Origin of the sequence: Mucilaginibacter sp. UR6-1, from assembly GCF_020880975.1 — a bacterium.
Classification (GTDB): domain Bacteria; phylum Bacteroidota; class Bacteroidia; order Sphingobacteriales; family Sphingobacteriaceae; genus Mucilaginibacter.
In genome coordinates this window covers 148,704-169,975 of sequence record NZ_JAJIWP010000001.1, presented here as the reverse complement: position 1 = coordinate 169,975, position 21,272 = coordinate 148,704, and the positions used below count along the sequence as shown (strand labels likewise).

Below are 21,272 nucleotides of genomic sequence, written 5' to 3'. Positions count from 1 at the left end.
TACGTACTTTAAAAAAAGTATACATATCAGCTAATAAATAGCACTTTTTTACACAGTATTTGAGGTGCACAAACGTTTGGCTAAATGTTTATTTTAGTGAAGCATACTCCATTACGTATGGCGCTTAAACTGTAATATTAATCTTTACAACTGTATACAAAAATCACTTAGCCTGCGTTTAAGCATTCAAGTATTCACATTTTCATGTTCAACCGAAAGACCTCCGGCCTTGCCCTGATGCTGTTATTATTAATAGCCTGCAAAAAAGACACCACAGATAACGATACCCCGAACACGGTAGACCCTACCGAACTTCCCGGCGATAAAACTACCTGGTGGCAGCCAGCCGCAGGCATTAGTTTTGACTGGCAACTGGATGACATTAATTCATCAACCACTTTTAGTGGCAGCGTGGTGGATGTTGACGCGTTTACCACCTCGGCCGAAACCGTTGCGGCACTGCACGCGCAAGGCAAAAAAGTGATCGCTTATTTGTCTGTTGGTACATTTGAGGATGACAGGCCCGACGGTTCGCTCCTGCCAAAGGATGTAGTGGGCAAAAAGTATGATGAGTGGCCGCACGAAAAGTGGGTGGATATACGCCAGATAGATAAACTGAAGCCCTGGCTAAATTCAAGGTTCAACATGATACTGAAAAAGGGCTTTGATGCCATTGAGCCTGATAATCTCGACAGCTATGCCAACACTACAGGTTTTGATATTAATATAGATGACACTAAAAAGTATATTGATTTTTTAATAACTACAGCCCATAGCAACGGCTTAGGCATTGGCCAAAAAAATGTACCCGAACTTACAGGTCAATACGCTTCAAAATTTGATTGGGCCCTTACTGAAGATGCTTTTAAACAAGGCTGGCAAAACGACTTAAAGCTCTACGCTCAGCTTAAAAAGCCGGTTTTCGTGGTAGAATATACCGATGAAACACCTCAAAAAACCTTTGATGCTCAATACTGCCCGGCAGCAGCAGCTTTGGGCTATACGGCCATCCTCAAAAAACGTGATCTGGATGCCTGGGTGCATAAGTGCGAGTAATTAGCAGGGCACTATATTTAAAAAAGGCGCTTTAACAATTGTTAAAGCGCCTTTTTGATTACAAACCGACGGTTAACCGTCTGTATCAACCTGAGGATTTAATTAATATAAGTTTGACAATGTATCTGTCACCAAATGATTAGCCGGATTGGTGGCTATTTGTATACCAAACTGCGCCTCTTTAGGGTTTTGTGATTTTGTTTGTAATTGTTTAAACAACTCGTAATAAAAAAACATGTTTGTTTGCGGCCTGTATTGGTTATGCATAAGTGTTAAAAAACCGCCTTTACTTAAATTATTAGGGTTAGGTGTACTGCCACCGCCAAAAGAAATTCCGGTTTCGCTCAAGCCAACCTGGTTAACCAGGGGCGACGTGGGCTGCTGCAAAAATTTATATTTCAGACGATTAATGGCCTGCCCTGCCATAGGTACATTGTTGGGATCAACATTGTGTGATTGATCAACACCATATTCTTCAACATTATACCAGTTTAGCAGCATAAAATCAAGTTTCTTGTTTTGCGCGATCATATCTTTGGTAAAGCGTAAAAACAAACCGTAATGCAGCCAGGCATAATTAGTGCCGATCTTAATCGTGCTGTTAGCGGTTTTAATACCCGTATAAGCACCTAACATAAATTGCAGATAAGCAGGATACTTAGTCATGTTATACTTGCTATCATTCTGGCCAACCGTAGGTTCCTGAGTACCCCCATAAGTAGGACTAAGGATTGCCGCATTATTATCATTTTCAAGCTCGTTAAATATTTGAATATACTGCACCTTGCCTTGCAATGAAGACCGGCTTGCAAACCCATAACCCTTACTATACCCTTGATTATAATAGCTTTGCAATTCAGTACTTGTGTAAGTAGTACCATTTGCAGGTGCTGTTACAGTTGGGTTGTTCATCACAGCTAAAATACCAAATCCGGCGTTGTAGGCCGAATCTGCAAAAGCTTCAAACGTAGCGTTTGGTGTACCGCTGGAATTCAGTGTAACATCTGTACGAAAAAAATTAAGGTTCATGGTTTCGGCAAGGTCAATCGCAAAGCCAATCTTGTTAATTGTATATTCCAGGTTATTAGCCTGCCCAAAGTGTACACATACACCATAAATACTATCGGTAGCAATAGCCCCGGGGCGCTTTTTTGATTTAACCGATAAATCTTGCTGTGTTTTTGAGTTTTCAGGAGTAACAAGTGGTTTGTTTTGGCAGGCGGCAAGTAACATAGCCATAGCCGGCAATAAGAGTTTTTTCATAGATAAAGTTTTATAGTTCAATTTCGTTAATTTATAAATAAAACTTTACAGATAAGTTAATATTCGCATACAGAATACGATATATCTTTCAACAGGTGTATATAAACTTTCATTTGTATTAATAACATACTATTAAGTTTCACTTTTTAGGCTTATGTATACTAAATAATTTTTTGGCTAAGAATCAACTTATTATATAAGCCAAGGCATAAAAGCCAAAAAATGATTTTAAAAATAACAGGAAAAGTATACCTTTGCAGGCATAAAGCCTTGATAAAAATATCAGGGCTTTATTTTTCACCCAATGCGAAAGTAGCTCAGTTGGTAGAGCACGACCTTGCCAAGGTCGGGGTCGCGAGTTCGAATCTCGTCTTTCGCTCTAAAATAAATCCTTCTCTGCTGGCAGAGAAGGATTTATTGTTTCTATACCTTCCGATTAAAACCCCACTTTAACAGCTTATTATTGTACTCGTAATATTTTTTTTGAGGCGACACCTTATAAATTCAAACTTTCAAACTAACATTGTAATAAATGCAGGATTACCTTACCGAATTTAATGACTGGCTCACCTCATTAGGCGAAGAATATGACGTTGACCCATTAACGCTCGGTATTCTGTACTTTATCAGCAAGCCATGCTTTATTGGCTGCCTGGTGTTAACGGTAAATCGTGCGCGCAAAAAAGCGCCGGTGTTAGTGCCTATCCTGTTTTCGGCATTAGCATTTAGTATACCTTATGTATATATTATAGTTGCCGGGCGAAACATACCTGCGTGGGTGTACATTTTTATTGCCTGCATGTTTGTGTACGGCGCTTATACCATTCGTAAAAAGCTACGCGAAAAACCTGTGCTAAGCAAGGATGTGAATGATAATGATGTTTAATGATAGTATCCTATACCAAGTAAGTTTTATTTAAAACAAAGCAGGCTGACCATTTTATGATCAGCCTGCTTTACCGGATATATTTTTACTTTTTTATTCTAACGGGAGTTGCTTTAGCCTTACCGCGCTTATGCGCCAGAAAGTACCGTCGCAGCAGCCCTTATTTTGCAGCGTGCCTACAAAACCCATTGATACGGTTTTGGTTGATGTAAGCTTAAAGCTGATTTTATGCGTACCCGTGGTACTTGTTTTAGCGTAGCTGATTGCTGACGATAAATTCTCGATATCCGGAATGATCGAGCCTTCAGCGGCAACAGTGTAAAAATTGCCGTTTTGAGTACAATCCGGTATATCCATCTCAAGAGTGTAATTACCGGCAGGCAGTTCCGCTGTTTGGTAAATTTTCCCGTTGGTGATGGTTACCATATTATCTGATGACCAACCGGCTTCCATAGCTAACTGAGGGCCGCCAAACCAAAAGTCGACACCGCCAAACTTAGTACCCGCCCCATTGGTGAAATTAAGCACCGCCGCGTTGGTTTTCCAATACTTAGGTATAGCCCACCTGTCGCTGTTTAATACGGTTTCAAACGGAATTTTGGTGTTACGTAAATACTCCTTGGTAACTTTCACCTCTACGGGTTCGGTATAAAAGGTATCAATACTTGTAGGCTGAGGCTTGAACAGCGTGCGGTAGCTTATCGTTGCAGCACTTGCATCAAGGTCACCTATTATGGTTCGCTCCTGCGCTATTGGTGTAAGTACTTTTTTAATACCGGTTTTTGAAAGATAGGTAACCTCAGTAGCAATAGGGCCTGCTGATAAATCAATTGGCAACCAATCAATCTTTGTGGTATCAACCAGTGAAGAAGCCGAACTAACCACGCGGTTATTTAAGCCATTTTGATAACGGGGGCCATACACCTGCCCTACCGCGTTAACCGCTACCGATTGGTTTCCGGCAGCATCATATGTATACACAACAAAGTTCTTAATCCCCTCTTCCATCGGGAAAGTACGGATAAACTCGCGTGGTTCGGCTTGCATATCCACATCGTATACAATAGAGTCTTTACCACCGTTCCACAAAACTTTTACTTTAGTTAACTTCGGGTCGGCCTTCAGCATGGCTTTCAGCCTGATGCGCTGGTTGCCTGAAAGGAACTTAACCGAATCTAACTTACCGGTGTAAATGATTTCGCCACCCTCTTTATATTTTTTAAAATCATCCCACTTTGAGCATGAGAATGTAAGCGTACAAACCGCGGCAACCGCTAATAACGCTTTTATTTTATGTTGAAATTTATGTTTCATAACCATTGATCGTTAAAAGTTAAAGCGTTGAACCATAAACCTCAAGCTCATTGATACTTTGCGCGGTACCACCAGCCCAGTTTTCGAGGCAGCGGATGCGTATGTAGCGAACTTTTGGCGCATTCAGGTCAACCTCCCAGCTAAAGCCTGCCGCTGCCGTGGCCTGATCTTCGGCATTATCAGTACCATAAGGTAAGCCTGATGGCTTTTTAACCTCGTAGGTGCCCATCAAAGTCCAGCTACCATCAAGCGCACCATTTAGCGATGGATTTGTTGCGCCATAAATTTCAAAGCGGCGCATGGTAGACAGGTAATAGAACCTTGTTCCTTCAGGGAAAGGCCTGATCCAGATACGGCTGATTTTGGCAGTTACACCGGTGTCAAAAGTGATCATATGCGGATTGGTACCACCGGTTACCTGGGCGGTAAAGCTAACCCAAGGCCAGCCTAATTGGCCATCCCAGGCATACTCCAGGCGGGCACCGTTGGTTACCTGCGGCGCATCGCCGGGCAATACAAAACCTCTGAATTTTCCGGGATCAAGTTTTGCCTCATAAATGGGTTTTACGTTTACAACCAGCGTATCTGAACTGTTACCCCATTTATCCTTAACATAAACCGCATACTCATGGTTGGTTGTATCAAGCCCGCGTATTTTGGAGATGATATCATCAGTACGTGTATAAATACTCTTAAAATTATCTACCTCAAACTGGTTGAACGCGTTACGTTTCATTACAATAATGGCCACATTATCGCGCGTAGGGTTTAAGGCTGTAAGGTTATAACCACCAAAAGCGTTGATAACCGAAATGGTTTTGAAAACCTTTTTAAACGGCGCCTCAAGTGGCCTTACCTTTATTACTACCGGCGATGAAAGCACTTCGCTACGGCTAACGGAATACAAGCTTACCTCATGCTCTAAAGTATCAGCAAAGCCTTCCACCGTAAGCGTATCTTTATAGTACGATGATTTGGTTTCGGCCGTTGCACCGGCAGAGTTTTTATAAACCGCTTTTACATACAGTAAATTTTTATCGTTTGGCAATTTATAGGTAATGCGGGCTTTGCCGGCCAGGTTCTCTACAGTTACATTACTAACCACCTGCGGTACCGAACCATCGCCACCTGCCGGGGTTTTATAGTCCATATCCTCTTTACATGATGACAGCCACAATAGCGTCGCCAAAACTGGTATATAACGGATTAATTTTATCAATTTCATAGTACAACTATTTTAAGTTTATAATTACCATCCCGGATTTTCAACAAGCTTAGGATTACGCCTGGTTTCATAGTTACCTATCGGCCACAAATAATCGCGCGGAGCGATAAAGGTTTGGTTGAAGATAGTACGCTCAATATTATAAGCTTCGGTAGTTTTACCTAATATGCTGAAACCAGTAATATCTTTATTTAACTCCTCGCCCGATTGTTTCCAACGGCGCAGGTCCCAGAAACGCTGCCCTTCAAAGGCAAGCTCGATCAGGCGCTCTCGGTGGATTATCGAACGTAAGCCGTCCTGGCTGCCGTATTTACCCGGGTTACGTGAAAAATTGCTCCACGATTCAACCACACCATTTAAACCGGCGCGGGTTCTTACCCTGTCAACATATGATATAGCCATCGGCGATGCAGGTTCAACCTCATTAAGGGCTTCAGCATACATCAGGTACAAGTCCGCAAGCCTGATCTCGGGCCATGGATAGCTTTTCCAGGTAGGCGCGTTATTACTGTTAGTGGTTGACTCCCAGTGAACCAATTTCTTAATAAAGTAACCTGTTTCGTTCCAGTTGGTAAAGTGACCGAAGCCTGCGGTTTGCGCATTCTTCATCTGCACATACATCCCGTTAACATCACTACCGGTGGTTGTTCCATCTTTCATGTACCAGCGGCCGCCATCAAAACCCAGATCAGCATAAAAGCGTGGCTCGCGGTCATAGTTCAGGCGTGCTGTTACAAAGTTCGGTTCAATATAAAATTGCTCAGAAGTAACGGCAGTACGGGTCTGCATATAATTCGTAAAATCGAGTGTTTTATCTTCATCAATGGGTACGCCATTTTTACTGTAAAACATCTTAGCGATCTTGATCGGTGCAGCCCAAACACCCTGTAACTGAAACCTGTCGGTATTAGAGCCACGCACCAGCGGCGGCATACACAATGCCTCGTTAACAAAGTAACTGTTTGATAAACCCCAAACCACTTCGGTTCCCCACCTGTCGGTAACGGCGTTACGAATGTTTAACTGTGTTTTTGTTTCGTTACTCAGGTTAAAAACGTCGTTACGGTAGGTGTAAAGCGAGTTACCGTTGGCTTCGGCTGCGTCAATTGCCGCTTTTGCCGCGTCGCGTGCTTTCTCCCATTTGGTTTGATCAACCGTGGGGTTAAAAAGCGCAATGCCTTCCTTATCACGGAAGCCGGCAAAATCGCTGTTACCGTTAAATAGCGGGCTCGCAGCCATTAACCAAAGTTTAGCCTTCACTGCCAGCGCTATAACCTGTGTTGTACGGCCAAGCTCTTTATTCTCGTCAACAATACGCGGCGGGAGTTTAGCAATAGCATCATCCAGCAAAGCTGATATATAATTCACGCATTCGTCAACCGGCATACGTTTGTAATACAGCTCTTCAGGTGCTGATGATTCAGGCACGTTTTTATCAACAATCGGTATCGGGCCATACATGCGCAGCAGGTAGTAATGGTAATAAGCTTTCAGGAATTCAACTTCGCCTATCCATCTTTCGCGCTCAGAAAGGCTCAGGTCAGGCACTTTAGTCTGATCCTTAATATTTTCAAGGAATATGTTGCAATGGCGTATCCCCCTGAACATTACCAGGTAATTGAATCGGCCGTCGCCGCCTTTCAAATCACCACCCCATTCGTTAAACAGTGGCCTGTCCTTATTTTGCTGGCCCTGGGCTATGCGGAAAGCAGGGTGCCAGTGTGCCTGATCGCTTTGCGGCAACCACATTTCATCGCCACTCATCATGCCGGCGTTAAACCAGCCATCGCCGTTTTTTGGCAGGTACGAGTAACAGGTAAACAGATATTTTTCGGCCTCAGTACGCAATTTGAATGCGTTTTCAATAACGGCAACGTTATCAGGCACTATATCAAGATATTTTTTACAGGCTGATAAACTCGATGCTATAGCGAACAATCCTGCCACAGCTATCAGGCGGATTTTTTTGCCGGATATAAGCTTACGAAAGCCCGCCATGTGTTTGCCGTTGCTTTGGTTATGTATATTTTTTTGTGTATTCATGTTGATTGCTATTAAAAACTAACTTGTACACCCAGGTTGTAAAGTGATTGCAGCGGATAGTTCAATCCATTGCCCCTCATTTCAGCATCCCACATTTTGAAACCACTTACTATGAACAAGTTGGTTGCTGAGAAATAAAGACGTGCACGCTGCATTTTTACTTTTTTCAGGTTGTTGAAAGTATAACCAAACTCTAAGTTCTTAAGCCTCAAAAAGCTACCATTACGCATCCACCAGGTTGATATCTGGTTGTTATTGTCAATACGGTAAGTGCTCAAACGAGGCCAGAAAGCGTACAGATTAGGGTTGGTTTCTGACCAGTAATCATTAGCAACAGCCTGCAGCAAGCCGGTTTGATAACCACCGCTTTGGTAAAACGGCTGTATTTGCGATGAGTTGATAAAGAATGAAAAACGCGCAGCCCCCTGAAAGTAAAAGCTGAAATCGATATTTTTATAGTAAAAGCTTGATCCAAAACCATAAATAATTTCGGGCTGTGTTGGATAGCCAATGGCTACTTGGTCGTCGCTGTTAATTATACCGTCTTTGTTGATATCGCGGTATTTGATATCGCCCGCACGCAGATTGGTGTTACCAAACTGAACAGGCGAGTTAACAACCTCTTCATCATCAGCAAATAAACGCTCAGCAACATAACCCCAAGCCTGGTTGATAGAATACCCCTTGCGAGAAAGGTAAGCCAGATCGCTTGAATACGGTAACTCGTCTATACGTTCGATACGGGTGGTAGCATAAGTAAAGGTACCACGTGCGTTGATAGAGAAATCTTTTGAAATATTTGCACGGTAACTGCCCGATAAATCGACACCCTTAGCGCTAACCTTACCGAAGTTTGAGAACGGAACCGCCATTAAGCCTGCGGCGTTATCAATATTTGATATCGGTTGCAGGATGTTTGAACGTTCTTGCTTGTAAGCATCAACAATTAAATCAAAGGCATTGGCAATGCTTAAATCCATACCCAGGTTTATTTGTTTTGACCGCTCCCAGGTGATGCTGCTGTTAGCATAGCGTGATATAGATACCCCGTTGCGGTTATAAACGGCGGTACCATCATTACGACCGAACGTAGCGCCAAAACCGCCATCGTTAAGGTTTACGTTTGACATATAGAAGAAACGCTCGTTAACGTTACCAATAGCATCATTACCTACCAAACCGTAAGTAGCACGGAATTTCAGGTTACTTACAATTTCGCGCAGTGGTTCAAAAAATTTCTCCTGTGAGATGCGGTAACCAACACCTATTGAAGGGAAGAAACCCCAGCGGTTACGCCTGTCAAAACGCTCCGAGCCGTTATAACCAAAGTTGAATTCGGCTAAGTAACGGTCATCATATCCGTATGAGAAACGACCGGACACACCCGCGTTACGCGCAGGCAGTGATTGGATAAGGCTGGAAGCGTTAGCGTTCTCATAGCTCGACATGTACGACACCAACATACCGCTTACCGAATGTTTCTTTTTAAATGTACGGTTGTAATTTACCGCGCCCTCAAGCCAGAAACGTGAATCAATTTCCTTTGCATCCTGGTTAAAATCCAAAAACTCACGACCTACAGGCTGCAGAGAATTGGCCGAACCATCATTAAGCGGCTGAAGCGAGTAAGATTGATCCTGCGGGTTGATGATAGCGGAATAAAAGAAAGGCACATAGCTACGGTTTACGCGGTAGAACGATACACGGCGTAAATAGCCCATAGCACGCGCGGTAAGCCCGGGTGTAATACCATCCAGATTTTGCTTCAATTCCAATTGAGGTTGCAGGTTTGATGTTTTATAAACCTGGTAACCTTTAACCATCTCAGCATAAGGGTTAATATACATGGTTGAGCTCAGGCTCAGATCAGAATTACGGGTTTGTGCCGAGCCAAACAACGGGTGCTCAATAAACGGCAGTTTTGAAGCCGGATACACTGCCGGAAACATAACCGGATTGGCATTAAGCGCGTTACGGAAAGTTTGTTCACCGCCTGAAATACGGGCACCATTTTCATTAAACCCGCCTATCGGGCCCTGATAATCATCAAACTGGCCATACATACGCACAATCAGCACGGTGCTTTTGGTAACATTAAAATCAACGTTTGAACGTAAAGAGTAATTTTTAAGGCTGATGTTGGTATTAAAGTCGTTGATGGGCTCAACTTTTAATATACCGTTATCCTTATTATAAGTACCTGCTATATAATACCTTGCCCTGTTAGAACCACCACTGATGTTTAAGTTGTAGCCCTGGTTAATGGTGTAATCCTTAATCAGTTTTTGGATCCAGTTGTTGTTGGGATACAGATACGGATCTTCGCCGGCACGCGTGCTGTTTATTTTATTTTGAGAGTAAGGCTCGACACCGTTGGGGTTACGGGTAAGCACGGCTTCGTTACTCATATTCATATAAGTAATATTGTCGGCAAACTCATAATCGCGTGTATTACGCGACATGCGGTTCTCTACCCTGAAGTTGAACTGTGGCGCGGCATCCTTACCCATTTTTGTATTAATGAGCACCACACCGTTTGCACCACGCGCACCGTATATTGAAGCCGCGGCAGCATCTTTCAGTACAGAAAAGTCAGAGATGTCATCGGGCTGTAAACGGGCCATGTCGGTAGATGATGATTCGATACCGTCGATCAGGATCAACGGATCCTGCTTACCGGAACCGAACGTAGATAAGCCCCTGATATAGAACGTAGAGTTATCAGTGCCCAAACCCGGCTCGCCACTACCCTGAAAGGCAATTATACCCGCTACCCTGCCCGCGAGCGCGTTAGTAAGGTTGGATGAGGGTGTTTTCAGATCCTTAACATTTACCGTAGTAATTGAACTTACCAGGCTGGCCTTTTTTTGCGTGTTACCAAAACCGGTTACGGCTACCTCCTCAAGTGAGGTGGTGTTTACCTCCAGTGTAACATCCAGATTGATTACACCGGCGGCATTGGCTTTATAGCCCGAAAGAATAATTTGTTTGGGTTTAGAACCTATGGCCGAATAAGTTAACGTGGCATCGGCGGCTACCTTTAACTTGTACCGCCCCAGGTTATCGGTATTAGTACCCTGGCCGCTTGCCCCCTTTACAACGATGGTGGCACCGGGTATACCGCCAACGGTATCCTGCACTATCCCCTGTACGGTTACCTGCTGAGCTTTTGCAAGTGTTGCCGTTAACAGAAACAATAGCAGGATAGCAAGCTTTCTAAAAAAACGAAAGTAATTTTTCCTCATATGTTTACAGTTTAAATTGATTAGCGAGTATGTGAGATATATTAGTGTTGCGCACAGTAATTACTGCGCATAAGCGGGTACTATGTTCAGGGTGGCATCATTCGTTTTAAAAAAATCAGGTTATCAAAAAGCCGGGACACCTACTTGCAGCACATTCCACATACTCAGCCTAAAGGCAATAAGTATCCCATCCGAATTATAATTGGTATAATCAGTTATATAAACCGGTAAAATTTGCTGTAAATATTATTTAGCAGGCACCGGCTATATCAATCAGTTATTGCAGCCTGCAAGCACATTAAAGCGCATGTTAATGTAATGCAGTATACGAACCGATTAAAGCAGACAGCACTTACGCCGAAGTACAGATCTTTCCATGAAAATTTGTTTTAAAAGTTGGTTTTACAATTGATTGTGAGTCAAATATAAACGAATATTTTTAATTGTAAAAAAAACAATAAAAAATATTTTTTACAATCTATACGCTCTGCAATCGATTAAAATTGGTTATTTAATTGCTAAAACGAGTTAATATAATTCGATAATAACGAATATGCATGTTAAAACAGTAATTAATAATTGTATAATAAACGATTATTAACCATATGAGTATTACCTGATCGGTAACAAATGACGATCCTGACCATGATTGATCAATATTATGCAACGGGTTTGAACTGCATTTTGCGAAACTGAGCCTTAAATAAAACAGCGCTGGTAACCGGCGGCAGCCGCGGGTTGGGTAAAGATATAGCCTTGCGCCTGGCCAAAAACGGCATTACGCTATAAATACTTGTTATAATAAAGATAAGGAAGCACTGGATATAGTTCAGCAAATTGAACAAACCAGACAAAAAGCAGCAGCCCTGCTATTAAATACCGGCGACTACCCTGCTTATTATTAAGCAGGTAATACACGAAGCTAAAATACTGCTCAAACAAACCGATTGGACCATTGCCAACATCGCCTACTCATTAGGCTTTGATGACCTGGGTAATTTCTCCAATTACTTTAAAAGCAAACCGGGTTTTACGCCTTTGGAGTTCAGGGCTTAATAGTAAATGATTATTTAATTTTAATAATTATTTTCAACAGCCGATACAATCATTTTAGAGTAAATCATTTGAAATATATCCCCTTACCTTCAAGTTTTCCATAATATTTTTCATACTGTTGAATCGCATAAATATCCATCATTCCTCCAATATAATCTTGAACACATCTTTCCCAGTTAACCTTGCTTCGATAATTTGCTGGTAGTAAAACCATTTCTTTATTATAATCCCTATCTGTGTACAAAGCATAAAGCTTAGTTAAAACGTGCTTGCCAAGTTGCTCATACTCAATAATATCAGGTTGCCTTTTAATCGCTTCAAAAGTTAGTTTTTTAAGGCCACTTACTAAAGAACCTAATGCTCTATACCCCAGTTTACCGTTTACAAAATCAACATCTCTAATAAATGCATTAGTTAATATAGATGTTAATTCTTTGCGATAAAGCATAGTATATTCTTCTGATGTTTTATATGCATGAGCCTTTTCTGCAAATTGTCTTGCCAAAACATTAAACTTCTTGAACTCAATTAATACTTCATGATATTCTTTACGAATTGAGAATTCATATAGTAATTCGTCAATGGTAAAATATTTTAGTCGTAATGCATCTTCTAAATCATGAATTGCATATGCAATTTCATCTGACAAATCCATTATCTCGCAGTCAATTGTCTTATGCGTAATATTGTATTCTTTTAACCACTCTTCAACTAACTTATAATCACCCTTATAGAGAAATTTTTTATTTACAATCGACACTTCGTTCCCACTCTCATCAGTAGTTATTTCTTTTTCAGGCTTGAAGTATTTAACTACTCCTAACATAGTTCTAATTGTTAAATTCAAACCATTAAAATCATAATGTCTTTCTTCTAATCGATTTAGTATTCTGAAAGTTTGCGCATTACCCTCGTATGGAATATTACTATTTACTTCACTCAAAAAGACTTCACCTGCATGACCAAATGGAGGATTGCCAATATCATGAGCAAGTGAACAGGTTTGAACAGTTATATTGTCTTGAAGTTTTAATCTTTTACTTATCGTTTTTGCACATTGAGCAACCTCATGACTATGAGTAAGTCTATTCCTGTAAAAAACTTGGCTTTTAGGAATAAACAACTGCATTTTCCCTTGAAGTCTTCGACAAGATGAAGAATAAAGTACTCTTGAGTAATCTATATCAGCGTTGTTACGGAAATATTCGATTGTACCTTTATAAGTATTGTCAACTCTTATATCTTTTACTACTTTAAGTTGATCTTCTTTTTCTCTACAATAATTTTCTAAATCAGTTGAAATCATAATTATATCATCAAAATTAAGTGTATTATCACTTCACCCTGTTAAACACAAACAGATCAACAAAAACCCATTTACCATCCTGCTGGCTGCCGCGGGCTATTACAAACTGGCTTGCCGAACGCTTTTCGTACAATATACGCAGGGTTTCCTCCCCTTCCTTTTGGAATATGGCGCGGCCTTTGGCGGCTTCTACAAATACATACCGGTCCTGCTTGTCCTTTTCCTCGTTACCTATCAATCCGGGTTGAAAATGCTTTACCATGGAGGTTAAGCCCTTGTCGGTTTGCTCATAGGCTAATATCTCATACAGATCGGGCTTATCGCCATTCATCATCCGCATAAAGCCTAAAATATTCTCGCCCTGCGGCGGCAGCCACGAGCCTTCAATGGTACGGCCATCCGGGGTGGTGGCTTTCCAGTTACCTTGTATAAAAGCAACATCGGCAACCGAGCCTTTGCCGGTTTGCGCATACGCGGTTGAAATGCTGAATAGTAATGTAAGTAGCAGGTAAATGTACTTTGGTTTCATAGTTATATTATAATTGGTTGATGGCTGTAAATTAAACAATTACCCAAACATGCTCAAAATTTATTCGCCATCTGCACAAAACAAAAAAGCACCGGGCCCAGTACCCGATGCTTTGCTTTTTTGATTATGACGGAGATTATTTAAGTGCTTTTTTAATTTCGGCAGCGGCTTGCAGCATGGCTGATTGCGTGCCCGGTACAGTTGCCAGCGGGTTAAGCAAACCCCAATCATGTATCATGCCATTGTAGCGGGTAGCGGTAACTTTTACGCCGGCTTCGTCCAATTTGCGGGCGTAAGCTTCGCCTTCATCGCGCAGCACATCGTTCTCTGCTGTTTGCACCACGGCGGTTGGCAGGCCTTTCAATTGTTCGGTAGTAGCTTGCAATGGTGAAGCGTATATTTCTTTGCGGGCATTTTGGTCGGTAGTATAGTTATCCCAAAACCATTTCATCATGTTTTTGGTCAAAAAACGACCTGTAGCGAATTGATTATATGAGCCTGTTTCAAAATTGGCATCGGTTACCGGCCATAACAATACCTGCAGTTTAATTTCGGGGCCTTGTTTGTTTGTAGCCATTAGCGCTACCACGGCGGCCATGTTACCACCTACACTGTTACCCGCTACGGCCAAACGTTTACCGTCAACCCCTATCTCGTTACCGTGGGCGGCTACCCATTTGGTGGCGGCATAAGCCTGGTTTATAGCCACCGGGTAATGTGCTTCTGGTGATGGTGTATAATCAACAAACACGGCGGCAGCACCTGAGTTAACTACCAGATCGCGCACCAGGCGCTGGTGTGTAGGAAAATCGCCCAGCACCCAGCCACCACCATGAAAGAACATGAATACCGGCAGTGTACCTTTGCTATTCTCGGGTTTTACAATGTGCAGTTTAATTGATTGGCCATCGGCCTCTATTGTTTTATCAGTTACGGCAATGCCCGACAGATCAACATTTACTGATGATTGCGCGCCGGTAAGTACCGCGCGGGCATCAACCGGGCTAAGTTGCTCCAACGGTTTGCCGTTACCCGAATTCAATACATTTAAAAATGCCTTGGTATTACTTTCAATATGCGGATCGGTTGCAGGGTCGGCAACCTGTGCTATGGCTGAACCGGTTAAGGCTATGGTTAAAATTACTGCTGAAATACCTTGTGAGATAGTTTGAGTTTTCATGACTTTGTTTATGTTTTAATTATTATGATTAATTGAACACAACAAAGGTATGGCGCCAAACAAGGCCACTCAATGCACGGTTTTATACATGTATTGCACTTTTTTCCCCTCCATCTAAAAAAACGCTCAGGCTACCGTAGCATGCTGGTATTGCTGCCTGAAATTTTGTGGCGATGATGAGGTTTGGTTGGTAAATAAACGTATAAAGTACGATGGATCATCGTAGCCAAGTTTATAGCCAATTTCTTTTACGCTGAGGTCGGTATGTACCAGCAGGCGTTTTGCTTCGAGAATGATGCGGTTCTTGATAATATCGTTAGGTGTACTGTCGCTGTTGCGGGTAATACGTTTATTGAGCGCCTTGGGTGTCATGTTAAGTAATTCGGCATATTCAGCTACGGTATGGTGCCTGGCGTAATGCCACTCTACCAGTTGACTGAATTTGCGGGAAAACTCTACCTCCTGCCTGGCTTCATCTGTTGAGGTGTTATGCTGTAATTTATAGATGCGTGTGGCTTTAATGATGATGCTTTTGAGCAGGATACGCAGCATTTCTTCCATGCTCGAGTCATCATGCACTATCTCCTCCTTAATCTCGGCAATGATGGCCTGCATACCTGCTGATTGTTCATCACTCAGCAATATCACAGGTATCTCATACACATTATGAAACAGTAACCCATCGCAGGCTACCTCTTTATCATGTATAGCCACGCAGTAAAAATCACGATTGTAGTAGATCATGGTGCCGCGGCTATCATCAGCTATCTGGTAATACTGCCCGGCACTAATAAAAAACAAGGCATCCTGCTCAAGCTGATACCCCTTAAAATCAACCGTAACATTACCGCCCGCTTTTACAAACGCAACCTTAACGCTGCCTGCAAAATCAGGATGCAGTGCAAACTCATTTTGCTCGGCACCAATATCAAAATAACCGAATTGTTTAAACGCGAATTGCTTGTAACGGGCCATGTTAATTGAGGAATAAATGCCTTGCAAAAATACATCAAAAAACGAAATGCCGGACATGTAACCATGTCCGGCATTTATCGTTACGAAAAATACTAATTGCTTAACAGCTTGAAATTACTTGCGGTTTTGCTGCTTAGCTTAATTACGTAAGCGCCACGCACCTTGGTTTGTGGTAATCGATATTTATTTTCGCCGCCCTCCACATGCAGGTAAGCAACAGGTGTATAAGCATCCGCCTTATCAAGCATAAAGCTTACCGCGCCGGTGCTTTTATTGTATGATATCGTTTTAAATTGACCGGCATCTAAGGTTAACCATAATTTTAGAGGCGCAATAAATACCTTTGATTTTGCTGCCGTGGTTACAGCCACGTTAACTACATCGCCATTTGTGGTTAAATTACCTCCAAAGGCCAGCCAGCCGAAGGTTGCATCATTAGCAATATAGGTAGCAGTGTTTACGGCATAACCAAAAAAGTTAGGCCCGTAATCGCCGGAGAGGTAATCTATCCTCAAGGTTGACGGGAACGAGTGAAACGCCGCCGGACCAAAACCATCCTCGGTAATGTTTGATATGGCACCCAGTGTACCGCCGTAACCTACCCTAAGCAAGTACAGATCATCAGGCTGGCTACGATAGCCGGTAAGTACAGGTATGGCATTAAGCCCCGAGCCATAGTGGTGCAACTGGCGCTCCACACGCGATAGTTTACCGCCATACAAAAAATCCCAGTAACGGCGTGCCGAACCGTTGTACCCCCAGTGCGGAACGGTTGGCATGTAACCTAATACGGCGTTCAGGGTTACCAGTGCTTTATCATTATACCCAAAGTATTTTGACCATACGTAAACCTCTTCCTGCCCGGTTGAATCCCAGGGCATTTCACTACCGAACGGATATTGCAGCGTGCGCCAGTGATCGGCGCGTTTACGCATGGCGGCTTCAAGCCTGCCTGCCATTTCGCCCCAGCCTTCGGCTTTTAAATCTTGTAGTATCAGGTAAAAAACAGTCCCTTCCATTTGCCCAAACTGCGCATAGTACGGCGCCAGTGTTATCATGGCCATGCTGGTACCATAGGCATTAGTTAAATACCATTGCCAGTTATACTCGCTCACCAAGCCCTTATGGTTACGCGCCAGGCGGTATAACGCCCAATGCGCCGCCGCAACGTGTGGGTAATTATATGACCGGCCTATATCATCAGCACCTTTTTTATCCCAGGCGGCCCAGGTTTTGTAATTTATGCTATCGCTATATGTACCGGCCGGTTTACCTTTCGGATCGTAATAATAAAGGCTTTTCTTAACACCGTATTTCTCTTTACCCTGGCTGTGCTGCAAACCGCCCCATATAGTATGGTTAACAAACAGTTGTAACTTTTGCACCTCTGCTTTGTCGGGCTGTATCACTTCCTTCATCATGGCACCCAACCAACTGCCTGCGCCGCCCTCATCGCTCAGGCCAACTATCCAGGCACGGCTATCCTGCAATACTTTGGCTTTCTTCTCGTAGTCATAAGTAATTACGGAATTGCTTCGGCCAAAAAGATCTTTATCATTATGATACCATTGTTTGGTGGTTAAAAAGTTACCAAAATCCTTTACTACCTGTTCTTCCGGCTTTATCACTTTATAGCTGATGGTTTGCTTCAGGCCATCGGCATAGGTTACGGTAACTCTTGCCCTGCCCCATACATTGCCCTTAACCTGGTAGGCCAACCATCCGGCCGGAGCATCAATAGCTTTTGTAAAAGTTAAAGCACCTGCGGGTTGTACCTTTATAGATGTTACCTCCTTATTATAATTCAGAAAAAGCTTGCCATCCACATCCTGCGGAATGATGTATCCCGGTACCCCCATAGCCACAGGACGGTTATTTACTATCAACGTTTTCTCGATATTCCTGATCGCGTCAGCCAAAATGAATTTTACGGCATAGCGGCGTGTTTCTCCCGGTTTAAGGGTGAACGCGGTCGGCTCATTCCAGGGCTCGGCTTTCTTCCATTCCTTATCCGCGTAGGCTTTGCTGTGTACCATCCACTCGTAAAAGCCTTCAAAGTCAATACCGCGCGGAGTTGGGTCATCCAATAATGGATTATAGGCTTCAAAAGGCGTATCACCATCGGGCACCACAAGCAAGGCGGGGCCTTGTCCGCTAAGGCGGGTAACCTGTAAGTAGCCTGCACCACTGCCTATATATGGGTCATAAAAAACACATTCGGCATGGGCTTTTTCAAGCGATTTATCCTGTAAAATGTTATTGAATATCATCGGCATACCCAGTGATCCTATCTCCACCGCTTTGTTGCTGGTGTTGGTAATATCAAACTCCAATATCAGTTGGCCATTCCGTTGTTTCCACAAACGCTCAATTTTTAGCGGAATATCGGCAGGCAAGGTAGCAGCCAGATCGGCGGCTGATAAAACACTGTCATTAGCTGCAAGCGCTTTAACAGGGGCGCGTTTGCTGGCCGATGAAAAGCTTTTCCAGGCCGTATCTCCCTCTGTTTTCAGCCTGATATTGATGTCGCCTAACTGGTACATGCCATTGCTGCTGCGTTGTTTTAGCCTGTCGGCGGGGATGTAATCAAAACCTGCGGATGATTTAGGTTCAAGCCCGGCTACTGTTTGCGAGGCCTTTACCAATTTTAAATTAAACGCCGAAGTACTATAGGTATCAATACCTGATTCTATACCAAGTGTAGACGGTCGCTTTGAAAGCACTTCCCAAGGGTTTTGCGCGTTAGCCAGCAGGCTGCCGAACATCAGCATACTTGCAAAAATGGCCGTGCGCCAGTTAATATTATTTTGGGGGGGAAGGGAGATATTTACCATATTTAAGTCAACCTATTAATCAGGCTATAAAAATACGGTAGCAGCTTGAGTGTATTCGGCTGTAATTTGCCAAATAGTAGTCCGTTTTTAACCTAAGCGGTTTGCGAAAGGCTGTTGATGTTGTTAAGATAGTTATCCAGGTACTCGCGCGGCGAATTACCGGTTACCGCCTTAAACACCCGGTTAAAATTGGTGATACTTTTAAAGCCACATTTAAAAGCAATTTCCGAAACGTTCTCGAACTTATGCGAGGTAAGCCTTTTGCAAGCCTCGTTAACCCTTACCTCATTTAAAAATGACACGAAAGTATGCCCGGTATGTTTTTTAAAGTAACGGCAAAATGATTCGGAGGTCATGCAGGCGGCGCGGGCAACATCGTCAAGTGTGATGGCGTTATTGTAATTCTGCATAATGTAATTATAAATATTACCTATACGGATACCCTCACTCTCGGCCATTGAAGGCAAATTGCCATGGGTTGACAGCGCTTCGGGTTTGCCCTCAACTGCAATAAGCCCCTGCATCAATTCTAAAAAATGCACCAGTTTTTTACTGCCCGATGCTTCGCGTACCTGCATCATTATGGCGGCAATAGCATCATTATTGGTTACGGGCACTTTAAAACCCTGTGTATGCTGATTTAAGAACTGCTTTACCGGGCGCAATTCGGGCAGATCAAACATTGATGATAATACACCATCCGGATTAAAAAAAACCGTAAGCGCCTTTACCGGTCTGTGCTGTTCGGATTTAAAATACTCAGGATTACTTTTAAACAGATGCGGCAAGTTTGGGCCTATGTAGTAGATTTCGCCGGCCGTGTAGGCGTGCATGTTATTACCGGCTATCAGTGTACCCTCCCCACTTTGCACCCAGGTAAGCTGGGCCTCTTTGTGGCGATGCAGATGCGGGTAATGGTAAGGCAACTCAACCTGATCGGTTATCACACTTTTATCGTGCGCTACGGGGATGGTGAATTGCAGTACTTTCATCGTATTAATTTGGGTGAATCAGGAACCCAAATTACGATTTTATCCCCAAAAAACAAAAAACACCCGCACCAATGTTAAAATACTGCTAACATATGGTACGGGCCAGAATAATTTGTTAAAACCTGTTTGGAGAGAACGCGTCGATATTGATCTCTGTTTTGTTGCCATCAACTACCTGCTTAACCAGTAAGCCGGTTGCCGGGCCAAGGCTCAAACCCATCATACCATGGCCGGTTGCTACCACCAGGTTGCTATATTTTTTGCTGCGGCCTATGTATGGCAAGCCATCCGGTGATGACGGGCGGAACCCGAACCATATATCTTTTTCGGCCGGTACTTCGGGGTGCAGGTCGGGAAAATATTTAGGTACCGATTCAACAATTCCCTTCACCCTGTTCATATTGATGTTATTGTTGAGTTTGCCCAGTTCCATAGTACCGCCGTAGCGAATGCTGCCGTTCATGGGCGTAATAGCCACACGGGCTTCGCAAAGCAGGGCCGGTATCTGCATACGCTGTTGTGGTTCGGGCACCATAAAAGAGTAGCCTTTGCCCGGCATCAGCGGCACATTTATGTCAACCATTTTTGCTATCGCCGGCGACCATGAGCCACCCGCTATGATATACTGATCAGCATCCCAAACTTTGCTGCCGGTAAACACTTTTGATATTTTGCCGCCCGCGGTTTCAATACGGGTAACCTCAGCATTGCGCTCTATTTTTACGCCGTTAGTTTGCAGGTAGTTCACCAGCAGGGCTATCAGTTTGTTAGGATACAAATGCGCATCGCAACGGTAGTGCACCGCGCCAAGCACGTCAAGAGCCAGGTCAGGCTGCAGGGCCTTGCATTCAGCCGCGCTTAAAACGGCCATATCCAAACCCAATTCACGGGCTTTTCCGGCCAGGTGCGCTTCTTCCTCCCCTGCTTTTTCAGTTTTGTAAAACATCAGGATGCCTTTCTCCACCAAACCGAAATCAAAACCGGGTTGTGCATTAAGCTCCCCGTAAAGCTTTTTACTCAACAATGAGATCTCCAGCAATGGTTTTGCCGAACGCTCCACATGGGCATTGTTAGCATTTTTCAGGAACTTTACCCCCCACGAGATCAGCTCACCACTTAACGACGGCTTTACATAAAACGGGCTCTTGCTGTTAAACATCCAGCGGATACCCTGCTGCACCATGCCCGGCGCGGCCAGGGGTATAAAGTGGCTCGGCACAATCATGCCCGCGTTGCCGAACGAGCAGTTGTCGCTCAGATCACCTTTTTCGAGGATAGTAACCTCATGGCCGGATTGCTGCAAATAATATGCAGAGCACAACCCCATGATGCCACCTCCGATAATAACTATTTTTGACATATTGATAA

16 protein-coding genes and 1 tRNA gene are annotated in these 21,272 nt (G+C 43.3%); 5 read left to right on the top strand and 12 right to left on the bottom strand.

Annotated features, from left to right (window positions below; all coding sequences use genetic code 11):
• Positions 1-204 precede the first annotated feature (204 nt).
• Positions 205-1,056: an endo alpha-1,4 polygalactosaminidase gene (locus LJ707_RS00780; protein ID WP_228948826.1), complete on the top strand. Its 852-nt coding sequence runs from the start codon at positions 205-207 to the stop codon at positions 1,054-1,056.
• Between the two features lie 102 nt (positions 1,057-1,158).
• Here the strand turns inward: LJ707_RS00780 and LJ707_RS00775 are convergent, their stop codons facing one another.
• Positions 1,159-2,319 (bottom strand): hypothetical protein, encoded by a 1,161-nt coding sequence (locus LJ707_RS00775; RefSeq protein ID WP_228948825.1) that lies wholly within the window; start codon positions 2,317-2,319, stop codon positions 1,159-1,161.
• 306 nt (positions 2,320-2,625) lie between these two features.
• Between LJ707_RS00775 and LJ707_RS00770 the strand changes: the two genes are divergently transcribed.
• Both LJ707_RS00770 and LJ707_RS00765 read left to right on the top strand, forming a co-directional pair.
• Positions 2,626-2,698 (top strand) — tRNA-Gly (locus LJ707_RS00770).
• 153 nt (positions 2,699-2,851) lie between these two features.
• The gene (locus LJ707_RS00765) at positions 2,852-3,205 is read left to right on the top strand and encodes a hypothetical protein (RefSeq protein WP_228948824.1); all 354 of its coding nucleotides are present in this window, start codon (positions 2,852-2,854) and stop codon (positions 3,203-3,205) included.
• A 93-nt stretch (positions 3,206-3,298) separates the two neighbouring features.
• Here LJ707_RS00765 and LJ707_RS00760 read toward each other — a convergent pair whose 3' ends face one another.
• The 4 genes from LJ707_RS00760 to LJ707_RS00745 are packed head-to-tail and all read right to left on the bottom strand — an operon-like array spanning position 3,299 to position 11,032.
• The gene (locus tag LJ707_RS00760) at positions 3,299-4,519 is read right to left on the bottom strand and encodes a DUF4998 domain-containing protein (protein WP_228948823.1); all 1,221 of its coding nucleotides are present in this window, start codon (positions 4,517-4,519) and stop codon (positions 3,299-3,301) included.
• A 19-nt stretch (positions 4,520-4,538) separates the two neighbouring features.
• Positions 4,539-5,708, bottom strand: coding sequence for a DUF4959 domain-containing protein (locus LJ707_RS00755; RefSeq protein WP_228948822.1), 1,170 nt, complete (start codon positions 5,706-5,708; stop codon positions 4,539-4,541).
• Positions 5,709-5,768: 60 nt separating this feature from the next.
• Positions 5,769-7,787, bottom strand: coding sequence for a RagB/SusD family nutrient uptake outer membrane protein (locus LJ707_RS00750; RefSeq protein ID WP_228948821.1), 2,019 nt, complete (start codon positions 7,785-7,787; stop codon positions 5,769-5,771).
• A gap of 11 nt (positions 7,788-7,798) precedes the next feature.
• Entirely contained in the window at positions 7,799-11,032 is a 3,234-nt protein-coding gene (locus LJ707_RS00745) for a TonB-dependent receptor (RefSeq protein ID WP_228948820.1), read from the bottom strand.
• A 738-nt stretch (positions 11,033-11,770) separates the two neighbouring features.
• On the opposite strand from LJ707_RS00745, the gene LJ707_RS20370 reads away from it, so the two are divergent.
• Both LJ707_RS20370 and LJ707_RS20365 read left to right on the top strand, forming a co-directional pair.
• On the top strand, positions 11,771-11,821 hold the full coding sequence (locus LJ707_RS20370) for a hypothetical protein (protein ID WP_370632373.1): 51 nt from the start codon (positions 11,771-11,773) through the stop codon (positions 11,819-11,821).
• Positions 11,822-11,908: 87 nt separating this feature from the next.
• A complete protein-coding gene (locus LJ707_RS20365; RefSeq protein ID WP_370632372.1) occupies positions 11,909-12,088 on the top strand; it encodes a helix-turn-helix domain-containing protein in 180 nt (59 codons plus the stop codon).
• A gap of 64 nt (positions 12,089-12,152) precedes the next feature.
• Here LJ707_RS20365 and LJ707_RS00740 read toward each other — a convergent pair whose 3' ends face one another.
• The 7 genes from LJ707_RS00740 to LJ707_RS00710 all read right to left on the bottom strand — a co-directional run bounded on the left by LJ707_RS00740 (position 12,153) and on the right by LJ707_RS00710 (position 21,264).
• A complete protein-coding gene (locus tag LJ707_RS00740) occupies positions 12,153-13,394 on the bottom strand; it encodes a deoxyguanosinetriphosphate triphosphohydrolase family protein (protein ID WP_228948819.1) in 1,242 nt (413 codons plus the stop codon).
• Positions 13,395-13,422: 28 nt separating this feature from the next.
• On the bottom strand, positions 13,423-13,923 hold the full coding sequence (locus LJ707_RS00735; RefSeq protein ID WP_228948818.1) for a DUF6265 family protein: 501 nt from the start codon (positions 13,921-13,923) through the stop codon (positions 13,423-13,425).
• Positions 13,924-14,059: 136 nt separating this feature from the next.
• Complete coding sequence (locus LJ707_RS00730; RefSeq protein ID WP_228948817.1) at positions 14,060-15,103, bottom strand: alpha/beta hydrolase; 1,044 nt, start codon at positions 15,101-15,103, stop codon at positions 14,060-14,062.
• Positions 15,104-15,229: 126 nt separating this feature from the next.
• A complete protein-coding gene (locus LJ707_RS00725; protein WP_228948816.1) occupies positions 15,230-16,135 on the bottom strand; it encodes an AraC family transcriptional regulator in 906 nt (301 codons plus the stop codon).
• Between the two features lie 35 nt (positions 16,136-16,170).
• The gene (locus LJ707_RS00720; protein ID WP_228948815.1) at positions 16,171-18,912 is read right to left on the bottom strand and encodes a DUF5695 domain-containing protein; all 2,742 of its coding nucleotides are present in this window, start codon (positions 18,910-18,912) and stop codon (positions 16,171-16,173) included.
• 92 nt (positions 18,913-19,004) lie between these two features.
• Positions 19,005-19,904: an AraC family transcriptional regulator gene (locus LJ707_RS00715; protein WP_228948814.1), complete on the bottom strand. Its 900-nt coding sequence runs from the start codon at positions 19,902-19,904 to the stop codon at positions 19,005-19,007.
• Between the two features lie 115 nt (positions 19,905-20,019).
• Positions 20,020-21,264, bottom strand: coding sequence for an FAD-binding oxidoreductase (locus LJ707_RS00710; protein ID WP_228948813.1), 1,245 nt, complete (start codon positions 21,262-21,264; stop codon positions 20,020-20,022).
• Positions 21,265-21,272: the final 8 nt, after the last annotated feature.

Bases quoted from the DNA above. Each gene is read 5' to 3' on its own strand.
- LJ707_RS00745 (WP_228948820.1), bottom strand. From the start codon at position 11,032: ATGAGGAAAAATTACTTTCGTTTTTTTAGAAAGCTTGCTATCCTGCTA.
- LJ707_RS00740 (WP_228948819.1), bottom strand. From the start codon at position 13,394: ATGATTTCAACTGATTTAGAAAATTATTGTAGAGAAAAAGAAGATCAA.
- LJ707_RS00710 (WP_228948813.1), bottom strand. From the start codon at position 21,264: ATGTCAAAAATAGTTATTATCGGAGGTGGCATCATGGGGTTGTGCTCT.
- LJ707_RS00735 (WP_228948818.1), bottom strand. From the start codon at position 13,923: ATGAAACCAAAGTACATTTACCTGCTACTTACATTACTATTCAGCATT.
- LJ707_RS00760 (WP_228948823.1), bottom strand. From the start codon at position 4,519: ATGAAACATAAATTTCAACATAAAATAAAAGCGTTATTAGCGGTTGCC.
- LJ707_RS00730 (WP_228948817.1), bottom strand. From the start codon at position 15,103: ATGAAAACTCAAACTATCTCACAAGGTATTTCAGCAGTAATTTTAACC.
- LJ707_RS00775 (WP_228948825.1), bottom strand. From the start codon at position 2,319: ATGAAAAAACTCTTATTGCCGGCTATGGCTATGTTACTTGCCGCCTGC.
- LJ707_RS00780 (WP_228948826.1), top strand. From the start codon at position 205: ATGTTCAACCGAAAGACCTCCGGCCTTGCCCTGATGCTGTTATTATTA.
- LJ707_RS00725 (WP_228948816.1), bottom strand. From the start codon at position 16,135: ATGTCCGGCATTTCGTTTTTTGATGTATTTTTGCAAGGCATTTATTCC.
- LJ707_RS00720 (WP_228948815.1), bottom strand. From the start codon at position 18,912: ATGGTAAATATCTCCCTTCCCCCCCAAAATAATATTAACTGGCGCACG.
- LJ707_RS00715 (WP_228948814.1), bottom strand. From the start codon at position 19,904: ATGAAAGTACTGCAATTCACCATCCCCGTAGCGCACGATAAAAGTGTG.
- LJ707_RS00765 (WP_228948824.1), top strand. From the start codon at position 2,852: ATGCAGGATTACCTTACCGAATTTAATGACTGGCTCACCTCATTAGGC.
- LJ707_RS00750 (WP_228948821.1), bottom strand. From the start codon at position 7,787: ATGAATACACAAAAAAATATACATAACCAAAGCAACGGCAAACACATG.